The sequence below is a fragment of the Methylobacterium sp. CM6244 genome, from assembly GCF_054817885.1.
Window position 1 is genome coordinate 1,070,528 of sequence record NZ_CM139247.1, and the last position, 23,187, is coordinate 1,093,714.

Here is a 23,187-nt window from a genome sequence, read left to right on the forward strand (position 1 = left end):
GTTGCAATGCAATATGTGTTTTATTGCATTGCACCTAGGCAATATTTACTCGCCTCCGCTCTCGCTGACATAGTCGCGCCAGATCGGGCTTGCACTGAGAGATGAGACGAACGCAGCATGCTGAGTAACGTCCAAGGGGTTCAAGCGGTTGCGCAATCGGCGTGGCCCCGTGGCGACGGGACCGTCGCCGGAGGCAACGATCTGGATGGGTTCGGCGGCCTCGACCATCGCCAGGCCAAGGCTTGTCTGCTTGCCGCCCAGCAGCTCGATATAGACCTCGGCCAGGATCTGAGCGTCGAGAAGCGCACCGTGTTTGGTGCGCCGCGTCGTATCGATCCCATAGCGGACGCAAAGCGCGTCGAGGCTGTTGGAAGCGCCGGTATGCTTGCGCCGCGCCATCTGCAGCGTGTCGACCACCGCCCCCAGGTCGATCTGCGGCGGCCCGCCTTCGCCGAGCCGGGCGAACTCCATGTTGAGGAAGCCCACATCGAAGGGCGCGTTGTGGATCACGAGGGGGGAATCGCCGCAGAAGGCGACGAAATCATCCACGATCGCCGAGAAGACGGGTTTGTCGGCCAGAAACGCGTCGGAGAGACCGTGGACGCCGAACGCACCCTGCGAGACCGGCCGTGTCGGATTGACGTAACGGTGGAAGGTCACCCCCGTCTGGATATGGTTGATCAGTTCGACGCAGCCGATCTCGATCAGCCGGTCCCCGTTCTTGGCATCCGTACCGGTGGTTTCGGTGTCGAGGACGATCTCACGGAGCATGGTGCGGTCCATTCGAGGAGAAACGAAGCGGTCGGTCAGGCTTGGCCTGCGCCGACGAGCCGTTCGATGAGAGCGTCGACCTGATTTTCGGCGCCAGCAAGGCCAAGCCCGGTATCGATGAGGAAGTCGGCACGGGCGCGCTTATCGGCATCGGGCATCTGCTTGGCGAGGATCGCGGCAAAAGCCGCCTCGGACATGCCCGGGCGCGCCAGCACACGCTGCCGCTGAACATCGGGATCCGCCGTCACCACCAGAACCGCATCGCATCTCGCCTCTCCGCCGGTCTCGAACAGGAGGGGGATGTCGAGGATCACCAGGGAGGCGTCGGCGTACTCGTCGAGGAAGCGCTGCTCCTCCGCGCGGACGAGGGGATGGATCGCGGCTTCCAGCCGGGCGAGAGAATCCGGCCGGCCGAGCACGTGGTCCCGCAGGCGCGCGCGGTCGACGGAGCCGTCCTCCGCGATGGCGTCGGGGAACAGGTCGGCGATGAGGCGGGCGCCGGCTCCACCCGCGGCGTAGAGGCGCCGCACCGCCGCATCCGCGTCATGGAGCGGGATGCCGCGCCGGGCGAACATGGCGGCCGTGGTCGATTTCCCCATGCCGATGGAGCCGGTGAGACCGAGGATGAAGGGCCGGATCATCGCTTCGCGACCAGATCGGCGACGACGAGGGCGCGCAGCTCCGGCGTCACTACGGGACGGGTCCCGAACCAGCGCTCGAAACCCGGCACTGCCTGATGCAGCAGCATGCCGAGCCCGTCGACCACGCGATGCCCTCGCGCAGCTGCCGCTGCGAGGAGCGGCGTCTCCAAGGGCGAATAGACGATATCGGCGACGGCACATTCAGCCGGCAAACGGTCGAGAGCGATGTCGAGAGGCGGCTTGCCGGTCATGCCGAGTGAGGTGGTGTTGACGAGAAGCCGCGCGCGGCGGAGGGCATCGTCGAGCCCGTCCCAGTCGATGGCCTCCACGCGGGACGGGTCCAGTTCCACGATGGCCTCGGCCCGCGAGCGCGTGCGGTTGGCCACGAGGATGCGGCTCGCCGGCCGGTCGAGGAGGCCCGCAACGACGGCCCGTGCCGCCCCTCCCGCTCCGAGGATCACGACATCTCCCCCATCGGCGCCGAGCCGGTCCGCCCCGAGGGTCTCGTCGAGATGGGCGGTGAAGCCGACGGCGTCGGTGTTGTCGCCGACGAGACGTCCCTGCCCGTCGAAGGAGAGCGTGTTGACCGCGCCGATCCGCCGGGCGGACGCCGTCAGCACCTCGGCCCCGGCGAAGGCGGCTTCCTTATGTGGCAAAGTCACGTTTCCGCCGGCGAACCCGGCAGCCTTCAGGCCGCGCAGGAAGGTCCCAAAATCCTCCGGCGCCACGTCGATCCGCTCGTAGGACCCATCGAGCCCGAGGGTCGAGAGCCAGTGTCCGTGGATCATCGGCGACCGGGAATGGGCGATCGGATGACCGACGACGAAGGCTTTGATCATGAATGGGTCTCGCGGGGCGTTCGGGATCAGAAGGCAAGGCAGCCATGGCAGCGCAACCGGTCAAGCAATCCGGTCAGCGGCAGGCCGAGGATCGTGGCATGGGCGCCTTCGATTTCCGCGAACAGATGGATGCCGAGGCCTTCCAGCTGGTATCCCCCCACCGTGCCGGTGACGCGGTCATGCCCGGCAATCGCCAGATAGGTGTCGATGGCGACCGCGCTCAGATCCCGCATGGTCAGACGGGCCTCGTCATGCATCACGTCCGGCTCCCGTCCCGGTACGATGAGGGCGGCGGCGGAATGCAGCGAATGCGTCCTGTTGGATAGCCGGCTCAGCTGATGTTTCGCCGCGTCGAGGGAGGCGGATTTGTGGAACACCTCCCCGTCGCAGGCGAGAACCTGATCCGCGGCCAGGACGATCCTGTCGCGGGCCTTTTCCGCGACCGCCCGTGCCTTGGCCAGGGCCAGTCGGCGAGCGAGATCGGCGGGGGCGAGGGGGCCTGAATCGGCCTCGATGCCGCGCTCGTCGACATTCGGGATCACGACTTCCACGTCGAGTCCGGCCGCTTCCAGGAGATGCCTGCGCGTCGGCGAGCCGGAGGCAAGAACCAATGGACGTTCGGGAAGCCAGAGATGGGTCATGACGGAGCTCGTTTCGCGTTTCACGCCACGATGAACTTGAGCCGGTGCTCGCGGTGGAGATCGAGGATCGCGGCGGCGGTCTCCTCGATGGACCGCCTCGTGACGTCGATGGTCGGCCAGCGATGTCGGCTGCAGAGTTTGCGGCAGGCGGCGATCTCGTCGGCGACGGCGTCGCGATCGACATAGAGAGAGGTGTCGTCCGCCTTCAGGCTCAGCAGACGGTTCTGACGAATCTGCACGATCCGCTCAGGAGACGCGAGAAGGCCGACCACGAGGGGCTTGCGGGCGTTCTCGAGATTGGGCGGCACCGGCATGCCGGGCACGAGCGGGAAATTCGCGGTTTTCAGCCCACGATTGGCCAGATAGATCGCCGTCGGGGTCTTCGAGGTGCGGCTGACGCCCACGAGGATCACGTCGGACTCGTCGATGTCGAAGGGCAGGTTGCCGTCGTCATGCGCGAGGGTGAAGTTCATCGCGTCGATGCGCTTGAAATATTCGGCGTTCAGCATGTGCTGCGCCCCGGGCCGCGCCGTCGTCTCCGCACCGAGATAGGATTGGAGCAGGGCGTGGACCGGCTGAAGCACGGAGAGGCAGGGCGAGCCGGTCTCGCGACAGGCCGCTTCCAGACGCTCGGTCAGGTCGTGCCCGACGAGCGTGTAGAGAACGAGGCCCGGCGCCGCCTCGATCTCGGAAATCACCCGTTCGAGCTGGGCCGAGGATCGCACCAGCGGATAGACATGCTCGATGGCCGAGACGCCTTCATACTGGGCGGCGGCGGCGCGACCCACATTGATGAGGGTCTCACCGGTGGAATCCGACACGAGATGGAGATGGAAGTAGCTGCGACTCATCGGAAATTCCCATCCCAGGCCGGCGGACGGGCTCGAGGGATCTCCGGGTTATCCACCACACCTGAAGGCCGGAGTCGACAGGTGGGGATAAAGCACCCCTGTCCGGGCCGGGGGCGGAACCTTCCCCCGCGTTGTCGACTCTCGCGTCAACATGCAGACCAACGACCCTCGTCCCGATCCCGGTTTGGGAGATTCAGGGAGGGTTCGGGCACGAGGGACCCATCACGGCGCGCAAGTCGCTGATTAGACTTCCCGTTCTCGAAAGTTAGCGCGAACCCGTTAAAGCCCCGTTAACGGCGGTGGCGCGGGGATGGGGTGTGGACAAGTTCGCGGTCCCGTCATCCCCCGTCTAAAAGAAAAAACAGAGTCCTAGAATCTCTCTTTTCTTATTAGATAGACGGGACGGGGACAGGGATTTTCGGCCACCCCCGGAGGCTCTCGCAGGGAACAGGGCTTTCGGAAGTGGGCATCGGAGAAGCGGGCACGTCCTGCGGTAAAACAACGTCCCTCGGCAAAAGATCTTCCCGAGAAGGGGCAGGGACGTCATAGCTCTGTTCCAAGGGGGGTCTCCCCCCATCAAGATGGACCGGGCGGATACGCGCATGACTCGACGTGACGGCACCGATCGTGCGCTGCTTCAGGTTCTCGACGGCAAGCCGTCCCGGATTCCTCCCGCCTGGATGATGCGGCAGGCCGGGCGCTACCTTCCGGAATATCGCGAGGTCCGGGCCAGGGCCGGCTCTTTCCTCGACCTCTGCTACAATCCGGACTTCGCCACCGAGGTGACCCTGCAGCCGATCCGGCGGTTCGGCTTCGACGCGGCGATCCTGTTCTCCGACATCCTCGTCGTGCCGGACGCCCTCGGGCAGAATGTCCGCTTCGTCGAAGGGGAAGGCCCGCGTCTCGACCCGGTCCATGGCCGGGACGAATTCGCCCGCCTGAAACAGGCCGACGATCCGAGCATCTTCCAGCATCTGGAGCCGGTCTTCGAGACCGTCCGGCGCCTGCGCTCCGAATTGCCGGCCGAGACGACGCTTCTCGGGTTCTGCGGCGGTCCCTGGACGGTGGCGAGCTACATGATCGGCGGACGTGGCACGCCCGACCTCGCTCCCGCCCGCGCGCTCGCCGATACGGAGACCGCCCTGGTGGAAGCGCTCATCGACCGCCTGGTCTCGGTGCAGATCGAGTACCTGTCGCGCCAGCTCGAAGCTGGCGCCGATGCGGTCCAGATCTTCGAATCCCATGCGGGTTCGCTGCCCCGGGCTCCCGGGGCGACGGCGGACGCCCTAGAACATTGGAGCTTTTCCCCCATCGCCCGCATCGTCGACGGGGTCAGGGCCCGCGTGCCGGGGGCGAAGATCATCGTCTTCGCCCGGGGCTCGGGCCTCGAAGGCCATGCCCGCGTGATGGCGGAGACCGGGGCGGACGCCGTCGGCGTCGATTGGAGCGTCGATCTGAAGGCCCTGCGCGGTGCCGTGACGCCGCGCACCGTGACCCAGGGCAACATCCACCCCGAAACGCTGATCGAGGGTGGCGAGGCCCTCGACGCGGCCGTGGACGGGGTCCTCGAGGCGACGGAGGGGCTGCCGCACATCTTCAACCTCGGCCACGGCATCACCCCGCAGACGCCGATCGCCCATGTGGAGCGGATGCTCGCCAGATTGCGGCGCTGACCTCGGACCATGGCCGACACGCTCTATCCTTGGATCAAGGCGATCCACGTCATCGCCGTCATCTCCTGGATGGCGGGGCTGCTCTACCTGCCGCGCCTCTTCGTCTACCACGCGTCCCTGCCCGAGGGGCCGGCCTCCTCGGCCCAGTCCGAGACGTTCAAGGTCATGGAACGGCGCCTGATGAAGGCGATCATGAACCCAGCCATGATCGTCACCTGGCTGCTCGGCCTGTTCCTCGTCTGGCAGAGCGGGTTCTACGCGTCGGGTTGGATGCAGGCGAAGTTCGCCCTGGTCCTCGCCATGAGCGGCTGCCACGGCTGGTTCTCGCGGATGGTCAAGGATTTCGCCGCCGACCGGAACGCGCGGACCCACCGTTTCTACCGGATGGTCAACGAGGTCCCGACGCTCCTCATGGTGGCCATCGTCATCCTCGTCATCGTCAAGCCGGGATTCGGATCATGATCGCATCGCATCCTCGTTACAGAGCATGGGGCCTCGCCGCGGTCATGATGCTGGCCGCATCCGGTGCCGAGGCCGCGAGCTTCCCGTGCGAGAAGGCGGAGACGCCCGACGAAAAGGCGATCTGCGGCCATCTTCCCCTCAACGATCTCGACGTGGAGATGGCTGTCCGGTTCGAGATCCTGCGCGGGCTCCTGCCCATGGGCGGAAACGCCAAGCTGCGCGACGACCAGGAGTCCTGGCTGCAGGAACGGCGCAGCTGCGCAGCGGATGTCGCCTGCCTGACCAAGGCCTACGAGGCGCGCCTGAAGACCCTACGCGGCGTCTTCTCGGAATTCGCCAAGCAGGGGCCGCTGTAGGAAGCAGGCCCCAGGCGGGCCTCAGCCCAGCCGTGTGAGCAGCCGGTCGATCAACGGGTTGTCCGGGCCGAAGGCGTAGTCGATCCGCCTGACGCTGACCGCGCTCGCTCCCGATTTCACGAGATCGTCCACGAGGTCGAACGTGGCGTCCACCGGGCAGTGGAGCACGATCTCGGCGCTCCGGTTCTCCGGCATGCCGTAGGGCAGCTGGGCATCGTGCAGGGCGCTGATCCCGGCGAGATCGAGATCGCCGTCGGCCGGCATCGCCGCCCGGATCTCGCGGGTGAGGCGCGCCCGCTCCTCCGCCGCGATCCGGCCGAGCACGGTGCGCAATGCCTTCTTCTGGCTCTGGCCCCAGGGCGCCGTCAGCGATGCGACGAGATTGGCCTCCGAGCGCAGGATGATGCCGTCGTCGAGGATCTTGAGGGCGTTCGCAGCGAGCGTCGCCCCCGTGGTGGTGATGTCGACGATGATTTCCGCCGAGCCCGAGGCGGGGGCGCCTTCCGTGGCGCCGAGGCTCTCCACGATGCGGTAATCTGCCACCCCGTGCTCGGCGAAGAACCGCCGGGTCAGGTTCACGTATTTCGTGGCGATGCGCAGGCGACGCCCGTGGCGGATGCGGAGTTCGGCCGCGACCTCGTCGAGATCGGTCATGGCGCGGACGTCGATCCAGGCCTGCGGCACCGCGACGACGACCGTGGCCTGGCCGAAGCCGAGCGGCGTCAGCAACTCGACCTGGCCCCGCGCATCGGGAAGGCTCTCGCGGATCAGATCCTCGCCGGTGACGCCGAGATGGGCGCTGCCGCTGGCGAGCTGGTTGGCGATCTCGGAAGCCGAGAGGTAGCGCACCTCCACATCCGGCACGCCGACGAGCTTGCCGCGATAGTCGCGCGCTCCCGCCCCTTGGGCGAGTTTTAGCCCCGCCCGCGCGAAGAAGGCGGAAGCGTTCTCCTGCAGGCGGCCTTTCGAGGGCACGGCGAGGACGAGGGGGCCCTCGGCCGGGCTTTGCGAAGCCTGGTGAGTCGGAACGGTCTCAGCCACGGGACGATCCTTCCGACGTGAGGACACGGGACAGCCAGACGGCGCAGCCCACCGCCGGGATCGGCGTGGGACTGCCCAGATGCTGGAGCAGGCCGTCATAGCGGCCGCCGCCGACGAGGGGGGCGGCGCCCTGCCCCCGCGTCACCTCGAAGATGAAGCCGGTATAGTAATCGAGGTTGCGGGCGAAGCTGCCCGAAAACCGGAACCGCTCCACGTCGAGACCACGCGCGGCCATGAAGCCGGTCCGTTCCTCGAACAAGGAGAGGGCGGCTTCCAGCGGCGCGTAGGTGACGCCCGCCGAGGCGGCGAGCTCGCGCATGGAGTTGGCTGCCTGATCCGGATCGCCCGAGATGGCGCGGTAGCGCTCGACGATGGCGCGGTTCTCAGTGTTGAGCCCGGCGCCGCCATTGGCTCGGGCCGAGGCCTTGGCGAGGAAGCGTTCCGCGATCTCGCCGGCGCTGCGTCCGCCCACGCGCGAAATGCCGGCGATGGACAGAACGTCCTCGACGAAGGCGCGCACGCCCTTCGGATCCTGGCCCTGGATCGCCGCCAGGAGGCCGGCATGCGGGTCCTCCACCGTCGCGACGGTGGTGACGTCGTCCAGGGAGCGGCCGGCTGCCAGCGCTCGCAACGTCCGTCGCTTGGCGGCCGGCGGCACGTTGAGCCCATCGAGCAGCGCGTCGATGACGCCCATATCGCCGAGCCTCACCGAGACCTCACCGGCTCCGAGCAGGTCGAGGCCTTCGAGGGCGAGGCCGAGCACCTCCGCATCCGCCGCCGGGATGTCGGTCCGGCCGATGGATTCGATGCCCGCCTGGAGGAACTCCTCCGCCTCGCCGGAACCGAGCCGGAAGACCGGGCCGAGATAGCTGTAATCGGCGGTCGTCCCCACGCCGCGCGCCAGATGCTGGCGGCAGACCGGAATGGTGAATTCCGGCCGCAGGCACAGTTCCGCGCCCGACGCGTCCTGCGTCACGAAGATACGCCGGCGGATATCCTCGCCGGAGAGTTCGAGGAACGGCTCCACCGGCTGCAGCACGGCGGGCGTCACCGGGCCGTAGCCTCCGTGCGAGAAATGCGCGAGGAGCCGCGTTCCCTCATCCGCTCGCACGGTGTCGATCGGATCGACTGCCTCCGGTCTCGTCATGGTTCACCCGCCGCCTGATGCCGGGTCCTTTATCAACAGCATCCGGACTTGGCGACCACCCACAGAGCGGGAAGTCCGCCGACCTCCCATGCGGGCGGTGTCGGCGTCTCAGATCCAGCCCTGCAATTCGCGGCGGACCACGTTCTCGATCACCTTCATCCCGAGGTCGCTGTCGTTGAGACAGGGGATGTAGGCGAAGCGCTCGCCGCCATTGTCCTCGAAATAATGGCGGTTCTCACCGTCGAGCTCCTCCAGGGTCTCGAGGCAGTCGGCGGTGAAGCCCGGCGCCACGATGGCCATGCGCTTCACGCCGGATTTGGCGAGGGTCTGCACGGTCTCGTCGGTATAGGGCTTGAGCCATTCCTCGTTGCCGAAGCGCGACTGGAAGGTCGTGCGCATCCGTTCCGTCGAGAAGCCCAGGGCCTCGCGGATCAGCCGCCCGGTCTTCACGCATTGGCAATGGTAGGGATCGCCCTTGAGAAGGTAGGATTTCGGCACCCCGTGGAACGAGGTGAGGATCACCTCCGGCTCGAAATCGAGCTTGGCCAATCCCTCGCGGATCGAGGTGGCCATCGCCTCGATATAGACCGGGTCGTCGTGATACGGCGCCGAGACCCGGACGGTCGGCTGCCAGCGCATCTGCATCAGCGCCTTGAAGGCCTGGTCGCAGGCGGTAGCCGAGGTGGCGGCGGCATATTGCGGGTAGAGTGGTACCAGCAGGATGCGGTCGCAGCCCTGGTCGAGGAGCGCCTGGATGCGCAGGGACACTTCCGGCTTGCCGTAGCGCATCGCCCAGTCGACTACGACGGAATCGCCCATCGCCGCCTGCAACCGCTCGGACTGTCCGCGGGTGATGGTCTTGAGCGGACCCTCGTTGCGCTCGTTGTTCCACACGCTGGCATAATCCCGACCCTTCGGGCCGGGACGCTTCGTGAGGATGATGAGGTTCAGGATGGGCCACCAGATCAGCCGCGGCACCTCGATGACGCGCCGGTCGGACAGGAACTCTTTGAGATAGCGGCGCATGGGCCAATAGCTCGTGCCCTCGGGCGTGCCGAGATTCATCAGAAGCACGCCGACCCGGCCCCAGCGCACGGGCGGATGGTCGGAGGGCAGGCTGGCGGTCGCGGAGGAGTTGGTCTGCAACGGCTTGAGGTCCTTGAGGGACGTCGGTTCGACGCGTTCGTTCATCGGGTTTCCGAAGCGCCGACGTGAGGCGCGGTTATCTGAATGACGCCATTCCGGCACAGTTGTACCAGACGGCATATCTATCTAGAGCACGAGACCTGCCAGCGACCATCTCGTCAATGAAGGCGCGACATGCCGTCTCCCCGGTACTTCTTCAACCACTTCATGCCGTTCACCGGCTACCCCTATAAGGGGGCGCCGACGGTCTGCAATCTGTGCGGATCGGGCGAGACCGTGACGGTGGCGGAGACCGACCGGCGGCTGAAGACCCTGAAATCCATCGCCTGCGCGCAATGCGGGCTGATTCGCACCGACCCGATGCCGACGCCGGACGAATTGGCGCATTACTACGCCCATGCCTACCGGGCGGATTATCAGCTCGCCTTCGCCGGTGGGCCGCCGCGCCACCACCTCAACCGCTCGGCCCGCGAAGCGACCTTCCGCGCCGACTTGCTGGCGCCGAAGCTGAAGCCCGGTGCCCGGGTGCTCGATTTCGGTTCGGGTTCGGGCGAGTTCCTGGCCGCCGTCCGCGCCCGGGGCTGCGAGGCGGTCGGCATCGAGCCCGGCCGGGACTACGCCGCCTATGCCCGCCAGCACCACAAGGTCGAGGTTCTCGACGATGCCAGCGACGAGCGTTTTCCGCCCGGGCATTTCGACGTGATCTCGACGCATCACGTGCTCGAGCACCTGCGCGATCCGGCCGTGGTGATGGAGCGCCTGTCGCGCTGGCTGAAGCCCGACGGGGTGCTCTATGCTGCCGTGCCGAACATGGCCGCCACCGGCAAGCCGCCGCACGAGCGTTTCCACTTTGCCCATGTCCACGGCTACGTCCGGGAGACCTTCGACCTTCTCGCCCGTCGGGCCGGACTCGTCCCCCATCCCGAATATTGGCGGGAGGACACGACGGTCGTCTACGTGAAGACCGACGCCCCGGTGGGCGAACTCGCCAATCCGGGCCTCGCCCAGCGCTTGGCCGTCGATCTGAAGCCGATGCCGGCCGCCGCCTATCTGGTGTCAGGCGCCTGGATCTGGCCAATGATCCGCCGCAACGCCAAGGCGGTGCGCGACGGTTTCGCCTCTCGCTGAGTTCGGCGTTCCGGCCTCATGCCGGAACCGGTGCCCCGTTGTTGCATCGGCTTCATCGATCGCGTCCACACTGGATTTCGGGTGGAAACTCCACCGCCCGGCCCCTCGGAGACCTGTCGCGATGCCACGTCCTACCCGTCGTCAGACCCTGAGCCTCGGTCTCGGGGCCGGTCTCGCGGCAGGCTTGGCCGCGCCCGCCCGTGCCGGGGCGATCGAACCGACCTTCACGCTCCTCCTCGTCAACGACATCTACCTGATGTCCGAGGTCGAGGGCCGTGGCGGTTTCGCCCGCCTCAACGCTGTGGTGAAGGCCGAGCGGGCGCGCGGCGTGCCGATGCTCTACGCCCATGCCGGCGACACCCTGTCCCCCTCGCTGATGTCGGGGTTCGACCGTGGCGCGCATATCGTCGAACTCCTGAACATCGCGCCGCCGGATGTCTTCGTTCCGGGCAACCACGAATTCGATTTCGGCCCCACGACCTTCGCCCAGCGCATGGGCGAGGCGGCCTTTCCGGTCTTCGCGGCCAATCTGCGCGGTGAGGACGGCAAGCCGCTCAAGGGGATCCGCGACCGGATGATCGTGACGCTCGGCGGGATCCGGGTCGGCATCGTCGGCATCGCCCTCGCCAGCACGCCGGAGAAATCGCAATCCGGCGACCTCGTCTTCGGTCCCGAGATCGAGACGTTGCGCGCGGCGGCCCAGGCCCTTCGCGACGAAGGGGCCGAGCTCATCGTGGGCATCTGCCATACGGCACGGATCACCGACGAGGCCATCATGGCGGCACGGATCGTCGACATTCTGCTCTCCGGCCACGACCACGACCTCGTCGTGCAGTATGACGGGCGCAGCCTGCTGGCGGAATCGAGCTTCGACGCCCGCTACGTCACCGCCATCGACGTCGCCGTGACGGTGAAAGGAGCGGGCAAGGCCCGGACCCTGTCCTGGCACCCGACCTTCCGCATCCATGACACCGCCGACATCACCCCCGATCCCGAGACCCTCGCCCTGACGCAGCGGCTCGAGGCCCGGCTGGCGAAAGAGCTCGATGTGCCGGTGGGGACGATCAGCACGCCCCTCGACAGCCGCATCTCGACCGTGCGCCTCCGCGAAGGCAGCTTCGGCAACCTCGTCGGCGATGCGCTCCGGGCGGCGACGGGGGCGGAGATCGCCCTCACCAATGGCGGCGGCATTCGCGGCAACCGGCTTTATCCGGCCGGTACCGTGCTGACCCGGCGCGACATTCTCACCGAGCTTCCCTTCGGCAACACCACGGTTCTGGTCTCGCTGAAGGGCGCCCAGGTGCGGACCCTGCTGGAATCGGCCCTTGCCGATCTCGGCCGCCCGGCGGGTCGTTTCCCGCAGGTCTCGGGTCTCGTCGTCACGGTGGATCCGGGGGCGAATGCGGGACACCGGATTCAGTCCATCCTCGTGGACGGACAGCCCCTCGACGAGACGCGGACCTATACGGTGGCCTCCAACAACTTCCTCTACGATGGCGGCAACGGCTACGGCCTCCTCGCGGATGGGCGCACCCTGATCGGCGCCACGGACGGCAAGCTCGTGGCCAACGAAGTCATGGCCTATATCGCCCGGCATGCTCCCCTCTCCGTTCCCGAGGACGGCCGGATCGTGATCCGGTGACGGCGCACGGCCCGCTGAGCCTGGCCCTCCACGAGTTCCGCGCCTCGGGCTCGTCCTGGCTGGCACTGCCGTTCTTTTCCGGTGGAGCGGCGGATGCCGTCTGCGCGCGGGTCGATCGTCGCATCGCCGAGGGGGCGACGGTCCTGCCCGCCCCCGATTCCGTCTTCCGCGCCCTCACGCTGACGCCGCTGGAAGCGGTGAAGGCCGTGATCCTCGGGCAGGACCCCTATCCGACGCCGGGCGATGCCAACGGCCTCGCCTTTTCCTATGTCGGTCCCCGCCGGCTTCCGGCCTCTCTCAAGGTGATCCTCGCCGAACTGCCGGGCGCACCGGCGAGCGGCGATCTCACTCCCTGGGCCGGAAGGGGCGTGCTGCTCCTGAACTCCGCTCTCACCGTGGAGGCCGGCAAATCCGGCGCGCATCTGCGCTATGGCTGGTCCGCCCTCACCGATGAGGCCGTGACGGCGGTCTCTGCCCGCCCGACCCCCGCGATCTTCCTGCTCTGGGGCGCACAGGCCCGCGCGCGGGCGGCCCTCATCGACCGCGAACGATGCGGGGTCATCGAGACCGGACATCCCTCGCCGCTCAACCGGTTGCGGGATTTCCCGGGCACGCGGCCCTTCGACGAGGCCAATGCCTGGCTGGCGAGCCGGGGCCTTTCCCCCATCGATTGGTCGCTCGGTTGACGCGGTGAAACGGTCGCTTTGACAGGACGGCCCGGCGGTCTATCTCGGATGGGCAGCATAAGCGGAACGTAAGAATCCGCGCCGCCTCAAGAATGCTTCCGAGGAAACGCCGTCCATGCGCCTGAAACCCGTTCTCACCCTGTGCCTTGCGGCCGGCCTGCTCGCACCGACCCTTGCGCAGGCCCAGATCCGCAACGCGCCTCCGCCCCGTGCCCTGGAATTCGCCGCCTATATCTTCGCCGCCGCGAATGTCTGCGGCTACCAGATCGGCGTCGAACAATTCGATGCCCTGCTCCAGAAGCAGAATGTCAGCGCCGCCGATGTCGGCCCGCGTGGACCTTTCGGCAACAAGGTCCAGACGATCTTCGCGCTGATGTCGAATCAGATGCAGCTGAACCGGGAGCAGGCCTGCCTGGCGGTCGCCGGCGAATACGGCCCCGAGGGCAATGTCGTGAAGAACGTGCTGCTTCCCATGGGCACAGCCACCCCACCCGCCGAAGCGAAGCCTCCGGCCGAGCCCAAACCCGCGCAGTAGGCCCCGCCATTCCGTGCACGCATCGGGACGCATTCGCGTTCCGGTGCGGGATCGCCTATATCGGATTCGTTCCAAGTCCGAAGGTTAGAGATCCATGGCGACGGCGTCGTTCGACACCGCCGGTCGCGACGTCAACGTCGTGGCCGCAATCGAGAAGCTTCCCGAGTTCCAGCCGGACGCCGTTCCGCCGGGTCGCTCGTCCCTCATCGGCCTCACCCGCGAGGAATTGAAGGGTCGCCTTGCCGCCATCGGCGTATCGGAGCGCGAGCAGCGCATGCGCTCGGGCCAGCTCTGGCACTGGCTCAACGCGCGCGGCGCCACCGACTTCGACCAGATGACCAATGTCGGCAAGGGGCTCAAGGCCGATCTGGCGCGGGCCTACACCTTGGAGCGGCCCGAGGTCGTCACCGAGCAGATTTCCCGCGACGGCACCCGCAAGTGGCTGCTGCGCATGGCGCCCACCGGCAAGCACGACCACAATCGCGGCGCCGAGATCGAATGCGTCTACATTCCCGGCCGGGGTCGTGGCACGCTCTGCGTCTCGTCCCAGGTCGGCTGCACCCTCACCTGCAGCTTCTGTCACACCGGCACGCAGCGTCTGGTGCGCAACCTGACCGCCGCCGAGATCACCGCCCAGGTGGTCGTGGCCCGCGACCGGTTGAACGACTGGGTCGGCCAGAACCCGGTGGCTGCCGGCGAGGACGAGACCCGCCGCGCCGTCACCAACATCGTCTTCATGGGCATGGGCGAGCCCCTCTACAACATCGACAACGTCATCGATTCCGTGGGTGTCATGTCGGACCAGGAAGGCCTCGGCCTTTCCCGTCGGCGTATCACCGTCTCGACCTCCGGCGTGGTCCCGCAGATGCAGCGGCTCGGAGTCGAGGCGCATGCCATGCTGGCGATCTCGCTCCACGCGGTGCGGGACGACCTGCGCGACACGCTGGTGCCGCTGAACCGGAAGTATCCTCTGGCCGAACTGCTTGCGGCCTGCCGCCACTATCCCGGCCTCAACAATGCCCGCCGCATCACCTTCGAATACGTGATGCTCAAGGGCGTGAACGATTCCGATGCGGATGCGCGCGAGTTGGTGCGGCTGCTCAAGGGCATCCCGGCCAAGATCAACCTGATCCCGTTCAATCCCTGGCCCGGCAGCATCTACGAATGCTCCGACTGGGAGCGGATCGAGCAATTCTCCGAAATCGTCTATGAAGCCGGCTACGCGTCGCCGGTGCGGACGCCGCGCGGCCGCGACATCCTCGCTGCCTGTGGCCAGCTCAAGAGCGAGACCGAGAAGCTGCGTGCCCGCGCCCGGATGATGTTGGAAGACGGGATCGGCGCCGAGGGTGTCTATGCCGGGGCCGATGACGACGAAGGCTGAGCGCGTCCCATGCGGCTCGTCGGCCGCCTGATCTGGGCGTCTCTCGCCCTGTGTCTGGCCATTCCCTGCGGGGCCCTGGTGCTCGTCGTCGCCATCCTGTTCGATCCGGTCTCCAGCGAGGCGCTGACCCGGCTCGGCCTGTTCGGCTTCCTGCAGGGGATGACCGACCTCGCCTCCGGGATCGGACCCGACGCACTCCTCCTCCTGGCCGCCGGTATCGCCCGCGCCGGGTTCATCCTGCTGGTGCTGCCGCCCCTCGCCATGGCGCTCATCGGCGAGGCGATGAACCTGCGCAGTGCTCCGGCCTATTCCATCGGCACGGGGCTCGCCACCGCCCTCGTGCCGTGGCTGATGCGGGGCGCGCCCGCCTCCCTCGCCGCCCACAACCTCGCCGTTGAGGGACGGGTCACGGCCCTGCTTTTCCTTGCCGGAGCGGCCGCCGGGCTGGTCTATGGCTGGATCGCCATACGCGACCGGCCCGTGGGGGCCTGAACGGGCACCGCTGCCGTTGCGTTGGCTGCGACGGGCATCGGCGCAGGATGCCGTGGGAGAGCCTCGCATGACGGATTGGGCATGACCGGACATCGCTTCAGCCTCGCCTTGGCGCTTCTCACGATCCTGTCAGGACCAGCCCTCGCGCAGGCGGTCCCGGAACTGCCCCCGATCCCTTCCGACGATGCCCGCATCCTCCCCGTCCTCGGGACTCACGGCATGGTGTCCTCGCAGGATGCCCTTGCGACCCGGATCGGTGTCGCGATCCTGAAGGGTGGGGGCAACGCCGTGGATGCCGCCGTGGCGGTGGGCTTCGCCCTCGCGGTAACACTGCCGCAGGCGGGCAATCTCGGCGGCGGCGGGTTCATGCTCGTCCGTCTCGCCGCCACCGGCGAGACCGTGGCCATCGATTTTCGCGAGACGGCACCCGCCGCGGCGACGGCGGACATGTTCCTCGCGCCCGACGGGCAGCCCGATCGCGGCGCATCCATTCGCACGGGCAAAGCCGTCGGTGTCCCGGGTTCCGTGCGCGGATTGGCCGAGGCTCACCGCCTCCACGGGTCGGGACGCTTCACCCTCGCCGATCTCGTCGCTCCCGCCCGTGCCCTGGCCAGGGACGGGATTCCCGTGGAGGGCGGGCTCGCCGATTCGTTGTCCCGCGCCGCCGACCGCCTCGGAAGGTGGCCTTCGAGCCGAGCCGTGTTCTTCCGAGACGGCCGACCGCTCCAGCGGGGCGAGACCCTGGTCCAGCCCGATCTCGCCGGGACCCTCACGGCCATCGCCGAACAGGGGCCCGATGCGTTCCATACCGGCCCGATCGCGGAGCGGATCGCGGCGGCGGCGAGAGATGTCGGCGGGGTGATGACGCCGGGCGACCTTGCCGCCTACCGGCCCGTGATCCGCCAGCCGGTGAAGGGCAGCTATCGCGGCTACGAGATCGTCTCGATGCCGCCACCGAGTTCCGGCGGCGTTCATCTCATCGAGATTTTGAACATCCTCGAAGGGTTCGACCTGGCCTCGATGGGCGCGGGTAGCGCCCAGGCCCTCCACACCCTCGCCGAGGCGATGAAGCCGGCCTATGCCGACCGGGCCACCTGGCTCGGCGACCCGTCCCGTTCGGAGGTGCCGGTGCGGGGCCTCACCGCCAAGGCCTATGCCGAGACCCTGCGCGCCGCCATCGACCCCGCTCGCGCCCGCCCGGCCGACGCGGTGAAGGCGGGTGACCCGCTGCCCTACGAATCCGACCAGACTACCCATTACTCGGTGGTGGACCGCGCCGGGAACGCCGTCTCCACCACCACGACCCTGAATTTCTCCTACGGGTTCGGGCTCGTGGCGGAAGGAACCGGCGTCCTCCTCAACAACGAAATGGACGATTTCTCGGCCAAGACCGGGAGCGTCAACGCCTACGGCCTCGTGGGTGGCCCGGCCAATGCCGTGGCGCCCGGGGCCCGGCCGCTTTCCTCGATGACGCCGGCCATGGTGCTCAGGGACGGACGCCTCGTCCTCGTCACCGGGAGCCCGGGCGGCAGCCGCATCATCTCCACGGTGCTGCAGGTGATCGTCAACGTCATCGATTTCCGTATGAACCTCGCCGAGGCGGTCACCGCTCCGCGCATCCATCACCAATGGCGCCCGGACGTGCTGTTCGCCGAAGACGGGCTCTCGCCGGACACCCTCGCTCTGCTCCGGGCGAAGGGGCACGCGGTGCGGGTGGGGTCGAGTTCGGGCTCGGCCAATTCGGTGATGATGGGAAAGGGATTCGTGGCCGGGGCCGCCGATACACGCCAGCGCGGAACCCTGGCCGAGGGCGAATAGGGCAGTTCGGGCCCGGCGGATGGTGCGGCGGGACTGCGCGCGCTACAGGAAGGGCATCATTCCGGGTTTCCGATGCACATCCTCCGCTCCATCGCCTTCAACATCGTCTTCTATCTCGCCACCGCCCTCATCGCGATCGGCGGCCTGCCGGCCCTCGTCTCGGAGCGGGCCTGCATCCGCGTCGCCCGGTTCTGGGCCCATGTGAGCCTGTGGCTGTTGCGCGTGGTCGGGGGTGTGCGCGTGGAGTTCAGGGGGCTGCACCACCGCCCACCCGGCGCGCTGCTGGTGGCGTCCAAGCATCAATCCGCCCTCGAGACCCTGGCCCTCGTCACCGCCTTCCCGGACTTCGCCTATATCCTCAAGCGCGAGCTGCTCTGGATCCCTCTCTTCGGCTGGTTCCTTTCCCGCTCCGGCATGGTCGCCATCGACCGGTCCAAGGGCACACGCGCCATGGCCGCCATGAACGAGGCGGCGGCCCGCGCCATCCGCGACGGACGCCAGCTCATCATCTTCCCCGAGGGCACCCGCAAGGCGCCGGGTTCATCCCCCGCCTACAAGCTCGGCATCACTCATCTGTACGCGGCCTTGGGCGTGCCCTGCCTGCCCGTCGCCCTCAACAGCGGTCTCTACTGGCCGCGCCGCCAGCTGACCCGCCGCCCCGGCACCACGGTGATCGAGTTCCTCCCCCCCATCGCTCCCGGGCTGGACCGCACGGCGTTCCTGGAGGAGATGCAGACTCGGATTGAAGCCGCCTCCGATGCCCTCCTGGCGTCCGGCCGGGCGGATCTGGCGGCACGCGGTCATGCCGTGCCCGAGACCGGTGCCGTCGCAGAACAATCCAGGACCGCGTGAGCGCTCAGTCTATCCACAGGCTGTGGATAAGCCGGTCGGAGGCACCCTGCGGAGAGCGAAAGCGCGACTCTTGACGGGTGGAAATTGTTAAGATTATTCTGGAACAAAGGGCGAACGAGAAAGCCGTCTCCGTTCTTGTGCCGCAAGGCGCGGAACACGGCTTTCTCCTACGCCCATCCTCTGATCCGGAGATCCCACCGATGCGCGAAGTACGTCTCAGGACGGCGGCCAGCCTGCGTGGAACTCCTGCCCTGGTGCTGAGCGCCTGGCGCGGACGGTCCGGGCGCCGCTACGTCGTCGGCATCCACGAATTGGTCGAGCGCGAACTCGACGACATGGGCGAGGCGGTGGTGATGGCCGTGCGCCGGGATTCCGCCGGGGTCGGCGAACTCATCGCCGTGACTGCGGCGGGGTCGAGCCCGCGCGAACGGCTCACCCGTAACTGGATCGCTCGTGCGCGCCATGGCGGTGCGAACGAGATGCATGTTCACCGCCTCGCCGAGGATGAGGCCGAGCGCTGCGAGATCGTGGCCGATCTTGAGGTGGACCATCCCCTGGATCAGATGATGGGCGTCGCGGCCTGAATCGGCCGGCGGCCATGCTTTCGCCGCGTTGAGACCCGCCAAAGCTCAGTCACGAAGGACCCCCTGTCGACGGCGACGGGGCTTCGAGATCGAGGCGAGCGGACGATGGCGCAGGCACCGGATTTGACGGCCAGGAGACGGCCATCGCGGACCGGCCTTTTCCTGCCCTACATCCTCCTCCTCGCCGTGATCCTGCTCTGGAGCGCGGGCTGGTTCTGGATTCGCGGCAAGGCCGGCTCCGAGATGGATGCCTGGATCGCCCGCGAGGCTTCGGCCGGGCGCAACTGGACCTGCGCCGATCGCTCGATCAGCGGCTATCCCTTCCGGATCGAACTGCGCTGCGCCTCCCTCGCCTTCTCGCGGGCCGATAGCCGCTTCACTCTCGGACCGTTGACCGCGGTGGTGCAGGTCTATCAGCCGCGCCAGGGCATCCTACAGGCGAGCGGGCCGTTCCACGTGGAACAGGACGGCCTCGTCGCCGACGCCACCTGGACCTCGCTTGAGGCGAGTTTCCACGGTACCTCGGATGGGTTCACGCGGGCCTCCCTGGCGGTGGATGGACCGAAAGTCAGCGTGAGAAATGCCGCGCCGCAGCCCATCGACGTGACGGCCAAGCACCTCGAATTCCACGCCCGGCCGACACCTGCCCGTTTCGCCACCGAGGGGGCTGTCGATACCAGCCTGCGGCTGACCCAGGCGAACGTGCCGGTCCTCGATCCCCTCCTCGGCAATACCGCCCCCGTCGACGCGGCGCTCGACGCCACGGTGAATCGGGCCACCACCTTCCGGACCGGGCAGGTGGCGCGTGAGCTCGAAACCTGGCGCCAGGCCGGCGGCAGCCTCGACATCGCCCTGCTTTCCCTGGCGAAGGGAGATCGCCGTCTCCAGGCTCAGGGGAAGATCGCCCTCGACGACGAGCACCGTCCGGCCGGCCAGATCGATATCCGCGCCGCCGGGGTGGAGGCCCTGGTCGGTCAGATCATGGGCCAGCGTTTCGGGGCGGAGAAGGGGGCTCTGATCGGAGGCTTGGTCGGCAAGCTGCTCGGTGGCGGAAGTCGCCGCCAGGACGCCGAAACGGCCGCCACGCCAGCGGCGGCGGGAGATGCCGCCCTCAAGGCGATGCCGCCCCTGCGCCTCGCCGATGGCCGCCTGATGCTGGGTCCGTTCCCGATTCCCAACGTCCAGGTGCCGCCGCTGTACTGAAAGGCCGTTCTACGGATTGCGCCTGGCGTGGATGAGGTCATCATCCCACCCACGACCTCATCCTGAGGCGCGGCGATAGCCGCCTCGAAGGAGGCTTCCAGAAGCCATTGCGCGAACTGGAGCCCTCCTTCGAGGCCTCCGCTTCGCTTCGTTGCCTCGGGATGAGGTGGTGGGCGAGAGACGGGCAGCGCTTGCCTCGGCCGGATGAACCCTACCGTTCGTTGACCGGTTCGTCCTTCGCCGGTTCCGGCGGGGTGCGGCTGCGGCCGAAATCCGCTTCCGCCGTCTCCTGTCCGAGGGCGACGATGCCCCTGCGGATGGCGCGGGTGCGGGTGAACAGGTCGAACAGCGCGTCGCCGTCACCCCAGCGGATGGCGCGGGCGAGGGCCGAGAGATCCTCGTTGAAACGGCCGAGCATCTCCAGCACCGCGTCCTTGTTGGTGAGGAACACGTCCCGCCACATGGTCGGGTCGGAGGCGGCGATGCGGGTGAAGTCGCGAAACCCGCCGGCTGAGAACTTGATGACCTCCGATTGCGTCACGGCTTCCAGATCGGCGGCGGTGCCGACGATGTTGTAGGCGATGAGATGCGGCACGTGGCTGGTGATGGCCAGGACGAGGTCGTGATGCTCCGGCGTCATGCTCTCGACGATGGCGCCGAGCCCCTCCCAGAAGGCCTGGACCTGCGCCGTGGCGGCCTCGTCGGTGCCCTCCGGCGGGGTGAGGATGCACCAGCGGCCCGAGAACAGGGTCGAAAAGCCGGCATCGGGTCCGGAATATTCGGTGCCCGCCACGGGATGGGCCGGCACGAAACGGACGCCTTCCGGCAGATGGGGCGAGACGGCGGCGACCACCGAGGCTTTCACCGAACCGACATCGGACACGATGGCACCGGGTTTCAGATGCGGCGCCATCGCCTCGGCGACGGCCCCGACGGCCCCCACCGGCACGCACAGGATGACGAGGTCGGCACCGGCAATGGCTTCGGCCTCGCCCGTCGCCTCGTCGGCGAGACCGAGGGCCCGCACACGCTCGATCACGACCGGGTCGCGGTCGATGGCGACGATGCTCCGCGCCAGCCCGTATTGCCGTGCCCCTCGCGCGATGGACGAGCCGATCAAGCCGAGGCCGACGATGGCGAGGCGTTCGCAGACGGGGTTCGCCTCAGGCACGGATGCTCTCCTTCACGAAGGCAGTCAGTGCCGTGACGAAGGCCCGGTTCGCCTCTTCGCTGCCGATGGTGACGCGCAGCGCGTCCGGCAGCCCGTAGGAGGTAACCCGTCGGACGATCACCCCGCGTGCGCTGAGATAGGCATCGGCCTCCGCCGCGCTGCGATTCGGCTCGTCGGGGAAATGGACGAGGATGAAATTCGCGACGCTCGGGCTGACCACGAGGCCCAGCGAGGACACGACCTCGGTCATCCAGGCGAGCCACGTCTCATTATGAGCGACCGCCGCCGCTACATGCGCCTCGTCGGCGATGGCCGCCGCCCCGGCCGCGATGGCGCTGCCCGACAGGTTGAACGGGCCGCGAATGCGATTCACCGCGTCGATCACCCCCGCCGGGCCCACCATCCAGCCGATCCGCAGGGCCGCGAGGCCGTGGATCTTCGAGAAGGTGCGGGTCATCACCACGTTCTCGGCCTCGAGAACGAGTTCGAGGCCGGGGCTGTAATCGTTGGTCCGGACATATTCGGCATAGGCCCCGTCGAGGACGAGGAGCACATGCGGGGGGAGCCCTGCATGCAGGCGCCGGATTTCGGCGAAGGGCAGGTAAGTGCCCGTCGGGTTGTTGGGATTGGCGAGGTAGACGATCTTCGTGCGCGGCGTGACGGCGGCGAGGATCGCGTCGACATCGGCGTGAAGATCGCGCTCGGGCACCACCACGGGCGTGCCGCCGGCGGCCAGGATGGCGATGCGGTAGACCAGGAATCCGTGCTCGGTGAAGATCCCCTCGTCGCCCTCCGAGAGATAGGCGTAGGCGAGGAAGGAGAGGAGCTCGTCCGATCCGGCGCCGCAGACGATGCGGGCGGGATCGAGCCCGTAGCGGAAGGCGATGGCCTCGCGCAGGCGTGTGGAATTTCCGTCCGGATAGAGGGCGAGGCGGAACGCCTCTTCGCGCATCGCCTCGATGGCCAGCGGGCTCGGGCCGAGGGGCGTCTCGTTCGAGGAGAGCTTATGGACCTTCACCGCCCCGGGGGCGCCGCTCTTGCCGGGCACATAGGCCTCGATGGCGAGGATGCCGGGGCGGGGGACGGGACGGGACACGGAGGGAGCGGAGGACATGAGCGCGGGCCGGCTGGAGTTCAGTCTGCCCGTCTAACGCAGCTTGTCCGCCTTGACGAGAGAACCGGCCCTCACCTGCCCTGCGTCACACCCGGAACCGGGCGGCGTGGCTGCCGATCTCGTCGAGGCTTTCCACGCTCGCGCCGGTCCGCTCCAGGACCTCGCGCAATTGCCGTCCGCCGACCCCGCCCGGCACGGCGAGAAGAAGGCGGTGACCGTCCGCTGCCGTGGCGCGCGCCACCACCTCGCCGTAGAGGCCCTGCACGGCGCGGGCGCTTTCGGGCGTCCAGCTCTCGAGCCGGGCCGCGTGGAGCACCCAGTCGCGCTGGGCCGCGGCCGGATCGTCGAGGGGGTTGGCCACCACGAAGACCGGGGTTCCGGCGGGATGGGTCGGCCGCTCGATGAAGGGCAGGCGCGCGATGACCTTGGGCCGGCCTTCACCGACGAGGCCCTCCCACCACGGCGCCTCCGGGCTCGGCGGTGCGGAACCTTCGGGGTCAAGGCGGAAGATGCCGAGATCGCCGCGCGAGGCGGCCACGGCCTCGACCACCGCCGCGCAGGTTGGATGCGGCCGGTAGGGCACCGTGAATCCGAAATGGAAGCGCGCCGAGTCGCGCATCGGTGCGTCGCCGCCGGACACGTCGGCATGGACGCTGAACGGGGCCTGGACCCAGGTGAAGGTGGCGATGATGACGCGCCATATCCCCTCCACGGTGTCGAGGGGGAGGAGCCCGCGATGGCGCTCGGCCACGCGCCGCATCATCGAAGCCTCGCGGCCGGGCCGGAAGGCCGAGCCGCTGGCCGAGGTGCGCTTGACCGCGATGAGCCGGTCGATGATCGAGCCGCGCTGGATCAGCAGGGCGTGCATCTCCGCGTCGATCCGGTCGATCTCGGCGCGCAGCTCGGCGAGATTGTCGAGGGGCGGTGCGGGTCTCGTGGTGAAGCGCATGCGGGCTGTCGCGTCCGGCGGCGGGTATGGATCGGGTGTGGATCTTGCCGACCCCGCATGAGGG

General features: G+C 68.0%; 24 protein-coding genes. 13 read left to right on the forward strand and 11 right to left on the reverse strand.

All coding sequences use genetic code 11. From position 1 onward, the window contains the following. Window positions 1-45: 45 nt before the first annotated feature. From dnaQ to ACYQML_RS04915, 5 genes are read right to left on the reverse strand one after another with little or no spacing between them, the layout of a single operon-like run. Window positions 46-771, reverse strand: a complete 726-nt coding sequence (gene dnaQ / locus ACYQML_RS04895) for a DNA polymerase III subunit epsilon (protein ID WP_461234888.1) — start codon at window positions 769-771, stop codon at window positions 46-48. A 35-nt stretch (window positions 772-806) separates the two neighbouring features. Continuing rightward, the gene (gene coaE, locus ACYQML_RS04900) at window positions 807-1,412 is read right to left on the reverse strand and encodes a dephospho-CoA kinase (RefSeq protein WP_461234889.1); all 606 of its coding nucleotides are present in this window, start codon (window positions 1,410-1,412) and stop codon (window positions 807-809) included. Further along, entirely contained in the window at window positions 1,409-2,251 is an 843-nt protein-coding gene (locus ACYQML_RS04905; protein ID WP_461234890.1) for a shikimate dehydrogenase, read from the reverse strand. Before ACYQML_RS04905 ends, coaE begins: the two co-directional genes overlap by 4 nt. Window positions 2,252-2,277: 26 nt before the next feature. Further along, window positions 2,278-2,892 (reverse strand): Maf family protein, encoded by a 615-nt coding sequence (locus tag ACYQML_RS04910; protein WP_461234891.1) that lies wholly within the window; start codon window positions 2,890-2,892, stop codon window positions 2,278-2,280. A 20-nt stretch (window positions 2,893-2,912) separates the two neighbouring features. Then, on the reverse strand, window positions 2,913-3,743 hold the full coding sequence (locus ACYQML_RS04915; RefSeq protein ID WP_056422951.1) for a pyruvate, water dikinase regulatory protein: 831 nt from the start codon (window positions 3,741-3,743) through the stop codon (window positions 2,913-2,915). Between the two features lie 602 nt (window positions 3,744-4,345). Between ACYQML_RS04915 and hemE the strand changes: the two genes are divergently transcribed. From hemE to ACYQML_RS04930, 3 genes are read left to right on the forward strand one after another with little or no spacing between them, the layout of a single operon-like run. Beyond that, a complete protein-coding gene (gene hemE, locus ACYQML_RS04920; protein ID WP_461234892.1) occupies window positions 4,346-5,416 on the forward strand; it encodes a uroporphyrinogen decarboxylase in 1,071 nt (356 codons plus the stop codon). Between the two features lie 9 nt (window positions 5,417-5,425). Next, window positions 5,426-5,878 carry a protoporphyrinogen oxidase HemJ gene (hemJ, locus tag ACYQML_RS04925; RefSeq protein WP_056422959.1) on the forward strand — a complete coding sequence of 151 codons (453 nt, stop codon included), beginning with the start codon at window positions 5,426-5,428 and terminating at the stop codon, window positions 5,876-5,878. Beyond that, entirely contained in the window at window positions 5,875-6,234 is a 360-nt protein-coding gene (locus ACYQML_RS04930) for a lysozyme inhibitor LprI family protein (protein ID WP_461234893.1), read from the forward strand. Before hemJ ends, ACYQML_RS04930 begins: the two co-directional genes overlap by 4 nt. A 21-nt stretch (window positions 6,235-6,255) precedes the next feature. On the opposite strand, the gene hisG is transcribed toward ACYQML_RS04930, so the two are convergent. The 3 genes from hisG to hemH form a co-directional block, all read right to left on the reverse strand. Continuing rightward, window positions 6,256-7,275 carry an ATP phosphoribosyltransferase gene (hisG, locus tag ACYQML_RS04935; RefSeq protein ID WP_461221752.1) on the reverse strand — a complete coding sequence of 340 codons (1,020 nt, stop codon included), beginning with the start codon at window positions 7,273-7,275 and terminating at the stop codon, window positions 6,256-6,258. Next, window positions 7,268-8,422, reverse strand: coding sequence for an ATP phosphoribosyltransferase regulatory subunit (locus ACYQML_RS04940; protein WP_461228845.1), 1,155 nt, complete (start codon window positions 8,420-8,422; stop codon window positions 7,268-7,270). Before ACYQML_RS04940 ends, hisG begins: the two co-directional genes overlap by 8 nt. 108 nt (window positions 8,423-8,530) lie before the next feature. Next, a complete protein-coding gene (gene hemH / locus ACYQML_RS04945; protein WP_461234894.1) occupies window positions 8,531-9,613 on the reverse strand; it encodes a ferrochelatase in 1,083 nt (360 codons plus the stop codon). 129 nt (window positions 9,614-9,742) lie between these two features. Here hemH and ACYQML_RS04950 point away from each other — a divergent pair, with 129 nt between their 5' ends. The 10 genes from ACYQML_RS04950 to ACYQML_RS04995 all read left to right on the forward strand — a co-directional run bounded on the left by ACYQML_RS04950 (window position 9,743) and on the right by ACYQML_RS04995 (window position 19,889). Beyond that, the gene (locus ACYQML_RS04950; protein WP_056422972.1) at window positions 9,743-10,696 is read left to right on the forward strand and encodes a class I SAM-dependent methyltransferase; all 954 of its coding nucleotides are present in this window, start codon (window positions 9,743-9,745) and stop codon (window positions 10,694-10,696) included. Window positions 10,697-10,817: 121 nt separating this feature from the next. Then, a complete protein-coding gene (locus ACYQML_RS04955; RefSeq protein WP_461234895.1) occupies window positions 10,818-12,338 on the forward strand; it encodes a bifunctional metallophosphatase/5'-nucleotidase in 1,521 nt (506 codons plus the stop codon). Beyond that, window positions 12,335-13,024 (forward strand): uracil-DNA glycosylase, encoded by a 690-nt coding sequence (locus ACYQML_RS04960; protein WP_461234896.1) that lies wholly within the window; start codon window positions 12,335-12,337, stop codon window positions 13,022-13,024. Before ACYQML_RS04955 ends, ACYQML_RS04960 begins: the two co-directional genes overlap by 4 nt. A gap of 115 nt (window positions 13,025-13,139) precedes the next feature. Next, complete coding sequence (locus tag ACYQML_RS04965; protein ID WP_056422980.1) at window positions 13,140-13,559, forward strand: hypothetical protein; 420 nt, start codon at window positions 13,140-13,142, stop codon at window positions 13,557-13,559. 94 nt (window positions 13,560-13,653) lie between these two features. Then, the gene (rlmN, locus tag ACYQML_RS04970; protein ID WP_056422983.1) at window positions 13,654-14,940 is read left to right on the forward strand and encodes a dual-specificity RNA methyltransferase RlmN; all 1,287 of its coding nucleotides are present in this window, start codon (window positions 13,654-13,656) and stop codon (window positions 14,938-14,940) included. Window positions 14,941-14,949: 9 nt separating this feature from the next. Beyond that, window positions 14,950-15,432, forward strand: a complete 483-nt coding sequence (locus ACYQML_RS04975; protein ID WP_461234897.1) for a hypothetical protein — start codon at window positions 14,950-14,952, stop codon at window positions 15,430-15,432. A gap of 81 nt (window positions 15,433-15,513) precedes the next feature. Further along, entirely contained in the window at window positions 15,514-17,250 is a 1,737-nt protein-coding gene (gene ggt / locus ACYQML_RS04980) for a gamma-glutamyltransferase (protein ID WP_461234898.1), read from the forward strand. 72 nt (window positions 17,251-17,322) lie between these two features. Then, the gene (locus ACYQML_RS04985; protein ID WP_461221745.1) at window positions 17,323-18,102 is read left to right on the forward strand and encodes a lysophospholipid acyltransferase family protein; all 780 of its coding nucleotides are present in this window, start codon (window positions 17,323-17,325) and stop codon (window positions 18,100-18,102) included. A gap of 200 nt (window positions 18,103-18,302) precedes the next feature. Further along, window positions 18,303-18,686, forward strand: coding sequence for a hypothetical protein (locus tag ACYQML_RS04990; RefSeq protein ID WP_056422994.1), 384 nt, complete (start codon window positions 18,303-18,305; stop codon window positions 18,684-18,686). Between the two features lie 105 nt (window positions 18,687-18,791). After that, entirely contained in the window at window positions 18,792-19,889 is a 1,098-nt protein-coding gene (locus tag ACYQML_RS04995; protein ID WP_419953210.1) for a DUF2125 domain-containing protein, read from the forward strand. A 211-nt stretch (window positions 19,890-20,100) separates the two neighbouring features. On the opposite strand, the gene ACYQML_RS05000 is transcribed toward ACYQML_RS04995, so the two are convergent. The 3 genes from ACYQML_RS05000 to ACYQML_RS05010 all read right to left on the reverse strand — a co-directional run bounded on the left by ACYQML_RS05000 (window position 20,101) and on the right by ACYQML_RS05010 (window position 23,123). Next, window positions 20,101-21,060, reverse strand: coding sequence for a prephenate/arogenate dehydrogenase family protein (locus ACYQML_RS05000; protein ID WP_461234899.1), 960 nt, complete (start codon window positions 21,058-21,060; stop codon window positions 20,101-20,103). Beyond that, window positions 21,053-22,174, reverse strand: coding sequence for a pyridoxal phosphate-dependent aminotransferase (locus ACYQML_RS05005; RefSeq protein ID WP_461234900.1), 1,122 nt, complete (start codon window positions 22,172-22,174; stop codon window positions 21,053-21,055). The genes ACYQML_RS05000 and ACYQML_RS05005 overlap by 8 nt, the downstream gene beginning before the upstream one ends. An 85-nt stretch (window positions 22,175-22,259) precedes the next feature. Continuing rightward, on the reverse strand, window positions 22,260-23,123 hold the full coding sequence (locus tag ACYQML_RS05010; protein WP_461234901.1) for a chorismate mutase: 864 nt from the start codon (window positions 23,121-23,123) through the stop codon (window positions 22,260-22,262). Window positions 23,124-23,187: the final 64 nt, after the last annotated feature.